Annotated in this window: 2 pseudogenes; both read left to right on the top strand. The window is 31.0% G+C overall.

From position 1 onward, the window contains the following. The first annotated feature begins 21 nt into the window (after positions 1-21). A pseudogene (locus HMPREF9088_RS10470) lies at positions 22-833 on the top strand (ParA family protein). Positions 834-849: 16 nt separating this feature from the next. Next, positions 850-1275: pseudogene (locus tag HMPREF9088_RS12620) on the top strand (hypothetical protein). Positions 1276-1508: the final 233 nt, after the last annotated feature.

The following is a 1508-nucleotide window of genomic DNA, read 5'->3' as shown; positions in this document are numbered from 1 at the left end:
TAAAAGAAAGTAGGTAAAAATATGACAGCAACTACTTATACAGTCGGGAACTTTAAAGGTGGAGTAGGAAAACCAAGATAGTTACAATGCTAGCTTTTGATAATGCTGTAGTAAATAAGAAGAAAACACTGGTGATAGACATTGATCCGCAAGCTAACGCTTCACAAATATTAGCAAGAACTGTTGACTTAGATCATATTGATAAAACAATAGTAGATGGGATCAACGAAGAAGACCTTTCAATTTGTATAACGCCGATTATGGAAAATCTAGATTTAATTGCATGTGATACAAGTTTTAGATCGTTTTCTAACTATGTTATTGCTAACTTTGAAGATGAGAAAGAACAAATCATGGTTTTAGAAAAATTATTGGAACCTATCAAAGAAAATTATGAGACTATTTTTATTGATGTGCCTCCAACTATTAGTGCATATTCAGATAATGCTATGGCGGCCTCTGACTACAGTATAATAGCTTTTCAAACACAAGAGGAATCGTTAGATGGAATTGGAAAATATGTTGGGTATCAAAAATTTATGATTAACAACTACGATATTGACCTTGAAGTGATTTCTATAATTGCATGCATGCTTGAACCAGACGATGATTTAGATAAAAGTGTATTGAGCGAGGCTATGGATTTATATGGATCCGCTGTATCGAAGAATATTGTTAATTTCCAAAAACGACTAAAACGTTATTCTAGAGAAGGAATATCTTTGAAAAAGTATCGAAACGGAAATTATGATCAATGGGACTATAGGGCACATGAACCGTTTATAAAAATACTAGCCGAACTTGAATCACGCAGAAAAATATTTGAAGAATAGCTAGGAGGGAAAGAATATGAGTGAAAGGAAAGAATTTAATGTTGATACCAAAGTTGATACAGAATATGCTGGTCTCTTAAAACCAGGAATAAAAAAAGAAAAAATCTGTATCAATTAGAGGAGAAAACGAATTTGGATACTCTTCTTTGATGAATAAGAAACCAAAAGCGATTACTTCAGTAGCAAGTAAAAACGAGGACGTCCTATAGAAATTACAGATAAGAGATTTAAAGTTACAAAACCCAAAAAAATATCTCCTGCTTTGGAGTCAAAATTAAACGTACTACAAGACTACGTTGAGGAACTTCAATCAGTGCAGGGGAGGATTACCTTTGAAAAACTTATTGACACTTTATCGGAAGCGTATATTACACAAAAATTAGGTGTGGCGAAAGAGGAACACTTGAGAGAAGAAATAAAAGATGCATTTGATAAGCTTTAATTTTTTAAGTCATTCAACAATAAAAGTATAAGTTATTACTGATTACAAAAACATAAAGTATAAGTTATACTTTATGTTTTTGCGTAACAAAATATTTGTTATCAGGGAAAGCTTATTTTGAAGGTATCGTTTTATTACCTAATGAAGTGATTTAAAGTATAAGATATACAATAATGTCTAATTAGGTATAACTTATATGAGATCTATTTAAGTATAACTTATACTTTATTAAA

This window comes from Enterococcus italicus DSM 15952, assembly GCF_000185365.1.
In the GTDB taxonomy this organism is placed as follows: domain Bacteria; phylum Bacillota; class Bacilli; order Lactobacillales; family Enterococcaceae; genus Enterococcus_G; species Enterococcus_G italicus.
This window is presented reverse-complemented; position numbering and strand designations above follow the sequence as displayed.